Raw genomic sequence first — 2,607 nt, forward strand, 5'->3', positions numbered from 1 at the left:
AGGATGCAGCCAGATGGCGGCTTTGTCGTTCTGCCGGGCGTGTGGGGTTACTGTGGTTGCCATGGTTGGCAATTTGACCCTGTATCTATCCCCGATCATCTCGGCTTCATGCCTGACTTTGGCCCTATGCACTGACAGTACAGGGCTCTGTACTTTTTCGGTCAAGAGCTCTGTACTTTCAAGCCGTGGCGCGGCTTGGACGCCACCCGCTTGAGGTAGCGGGCTGAGCGCATGACAGCGGGGGGCGGCACAATGTCGCCCCCTGCTTGCTTATTTATCGTTACTGTGACAATAATGATTTATCGTCACTGTCACGGAAAATAATGAAATGAAAGATGCCCACGACAAACAGACCCCCGACTTGCTCCCGACCAAGCGCCCACGGGGCCGCCCTTCGACGGGAAAAGCCATGACCGCCGCTGAACGACAAGCCAAGTACCGCGCCAAGGTGTCACAAAATAACGTCACTGTTACTTTAAATCGGGGTTTGTTGGAGAGGCTGGATGCCCAGATGCAGGCGCTTAGGGATGGCAGTAGTGCCCAAATTCTCACGCCGGACGAAGCGGGTCAGTTATTGGAAGCTTTCCGCCGTGCACAGATGGTGCAGCTCAAAGGACAGGGGCGGTAGCCCCTACAAGCGGCCCTGTGGGGTCGATATTGGGGAATGTGGTAGGCCGCGAAACACGCCCATTTTGACCAGAGCCAGTGAACCCCCCTTCCCTGCAAAACAGGCAGTTAAGGGCTTCCGTTTCTGAGGGAGGGGAACGCCATAGCGCCCCGCTGTGCTCTCCTTGCCCTTGGGGAGCCCAGAGAGTACGATTTGTTCGATTGTTCTTCACAAGACGAAGTGGGATTTCTTGGGCAGCAGTGGGCCAAACGCCGCGCTAGACCCGAAAAAAGAAACCCCCCGCGAGGCCGGCAAGCCTCCGAGGGACGATCACCCTAAACCAACCGTTACGCAGACCTTAAGGTGATGACATGATCTTACATCATTTCCCCGCCTTCTCCATAGGGAGAGGGCTACATGAAGGCAGATAGAGCGCCAAATTCCACCCCTGTCGAGATGGGCCAGCGGGGCCGCTCTAGGTATATTGCGGAAACCGCGGCCGCTTTGCCCCCTCAAACTCCCCGCAAACCCGCGCCAATCAAGGGAATCCGAGAAATCATCGACACCGAAACTGGTGAAGTTTTCCAAGTTTCGCGGACGCATGATTGCACTCTGGTGATCGAGCAAACCCCCTCCCAGAAACGGGCGCATAAGTGGATGCGGAAAGCCGCCTTGGTCGAGATATTCGGGCGGAAGCATCGCGTAGCGTGCTGCCACCGTAATCCGGTCAAGGAAGCGACCGATATTCAGGTATGGGCCAAACTCGGGGCGTATTTGCCAGGTCACTATGTCGGGTTGCAGACCTGCGCTTTGCCCTGGCTGTGTCCGATATGCTCCCCCAAGATTGCTGAACGCCGTGCCAACGAGATCCAGCAGGCTATGGGGCAGTGTCTGGCCCAAGGTGGTCAGGTTCTGATGCCAACCTTTACCATCCCTCATGGCCGTCAGGATCCTCTGTCTGATACGTTGAGGCTTATCAAGGATGCCTTGCGTTGGATGGTGTCCCATCGCCAGTACAAGCAACTTCAGTCCCGCCTCGGTGTTCAGGGCCGGATCATTGCCACCGAAATCAACCACGGCGAGGCCAACGGCTGGCACCCCCACTTTCACGAACTGTGGTTCTTTGAGGGCTCCGGCGTGGATGCTGCCCAGCTTGAGAAGGATCTGCACGTTCTGTGGGTGGCGGCCTGCCACAAATTCGGCTTGGGCACCCCGAGCCGGAAGCATGGCGTAGTTGTGCAGGACGGCAGCCGCGCCGCCTCCTACGTGGCCAAGATGGGCGACAAGCCTTGGACGCTGGCCGATGAAATGGCCAAGGCCAACGCCAAGAAGGGTCGGAGGTCGAACCGCTCTTTCTGGCAGTTGATTGATTGCTACATGGACGAGAACGCCACCACCCAGCACCGCAACCGCGCCAAGCAGTTGATCCGCGAGTATGCGGAAGCAACCAAGGGCCGCAAGGTGCTAACTTGGACGCAAGGGCTCAAGAAGCGGTATGCCGTCACCGACATGACGGACGAGGAGCTTGCAGCGCAGCAGGAGGAGGAAGCCGTCTTTATCGCTGATATCCCCCTGCCTGACTGGCGGATTGTTATTAGGCACCGTCTGGAGGCCGTTATCCTCGATGTTTGCCTCAACGGTCGGCAGGCCGTTTACGCCATCATCGAGGCATACCGGACGAAAGCGCCGCCTAATAAGCGTCACTGTGACGAAAAGGGTTAGCCCCTTCCTGTCTTTCACATGGGGCGCACTGAGGAGGAGGAGCGAGAGCGCGCAGCGAGCGACGACGAAGGCGCTCCCCATGCCCCCAGTTACCGTAACTGTTACTCTAAAGGTGCCCTATGCCAAAGAGGCCAAAGCCCCCTTTGCGTTATTTCTATCCCTTGCTCACCGAGTTTTCACCGGATGGCCGTGAGGTTGTTTACGCCATCGTCCCCGATCTGCATCAGGCAACGTCCCAGAGCCCCAGCTCCCCAGACCATCGGCTCATCGCTCGCATG

Annotated in this window: 2 protein-coding genes; both read left to right on the forward strand. The window is 57.9% G+C overall.

What is annotated here, in order from left to right:
* Positions 1-409: 409 nt before the first annotated feature.
* Positions 410-628 carry a hypothetical protein gene (locus MRK42_RS21530; protein ID WP_354689077.1) on the forward strand — a complete coding sequence of 73 codons (219 nt, stop codon included), beginning with the start codon at positions 410-412 and terminating at the stop codon, positions 626-628.
* Positions 629-1,024: 396 nt separating this feature from the next.
* A complete protein-coding gene (locus MRK42_RS21535; protein ID WP_354689078.1) occupies positions 1,025-2,329 on the forward strand; it encodes a hypothetical protein in 1,305 nt (434 codons plus the stop codon).
* Positions 2,330-2,607 lie beyond the last annotated feature (278 nt).

Origin of the sequence: Aeromonas sp. 19NY04SH05-1 (assembly GCF_040581895.1) — a bacterium.
Taxonomy (GTDB): domain Bacteria; phylum Pseudomonadota; class Gammaproteobacteria; order Enterobacterales; family Aeromonadaceae; genus Aeromonas; species Aeromonas enteropelogenes.

Bases quoted from the DNA above. Each gene is read 5' to 3' on its own strand.
- MRK42_RS21530 (WP_354689077.1), top strand. From the start codon at position 410: ATGACCGCCGCTGAACGACAAGCCAAGTACCGCGCCAAGGTGTCACAA.
- MRK42_RS21535 (WP_354689078.1), top strand. From the start codon at position 1,025: ATGAAGGCAGATAGAGCGCCAAATTCCACCCCTGTCGAGATGGGCCAG.